Here is a 642-nt window from a genome sequence, read left to right on the forward strand (position 1 = left end):
TAGCTCAGTTGGTAGAGCATAACCTTGCCAAGGTTGGGGTCGCGAGTTCGAGTCTCGTTTCCCGCTCCAGATTCAAAAAGCCCTGATCGAAAGATTGGGGCTTTTTTCTTGTTGATTTTATTATATTTTTTAAAAACTCTTCTTCCTTTGTTATTCGATTCAATAAAAAATATTCTTAATGTAATTTGTATTTTGTGACCAAGATGTGACCATGGCGTGCCCACGACAATAAAAATGGCCTCAATTAACCTTAAATGTCCTCAATCGATCACCACTTTCAGAGCTTTTTTGAAAGCAAAAAATCACCCTGTTCTCTTCCAAACAAGGTGTTTTTTACCAAACGATCAAAGATTTGTGACCATTTCACTTTTTGATGTGACCATTTGTGACCAAACTAGCTATTATCATTTTGATTATTATCAATTTTCTTAAAAATCAATAAATCGCCCACTTCTACATCTAATGCAATACAAATTTTATCAATGGTTTCAAAATCAATCCGTACAGATTCATCATTATAAAGTTTATGCAAAGTAGATTTATTAATTCCAGTACTTCTCACCAAATCAGCAACCTTAAGTTTCCTTTCTGCTAATAAAACCGCCAAGTTTGAGATAATCATAAAATTTCCTAGTTAAATCA

Annotated in this window: 1 protein-coding gene; it reads right to left on the reverse strand. The window is 33.5% G+C overall.

What is annotated here, in order from left to right:
• Positions 1-394: 394 nt before the first annotated feature.
• A complete protein-coding gene (locus J582_RS25510) occupies positions 395-622 on the reverse strand; it encodes a helix-turn-helix domain-containing protein (RefSeq protein ID WP_005094613.1) in 228 nt (75 codons plus the stop codon).
• Between the last annotated feature and the right edge of the window lie 20 nt (positions 623-642).

This window comes from Acinetobacter sp. 1566109, assembly GCF_000582255.1.
Lineage (GTDB): Bacteria > Pseudomonadota > Gammaproteobacteria > Pseudomonadales > Moraxellaceae > Acinetobacter > Acinetobacter nosocomialis.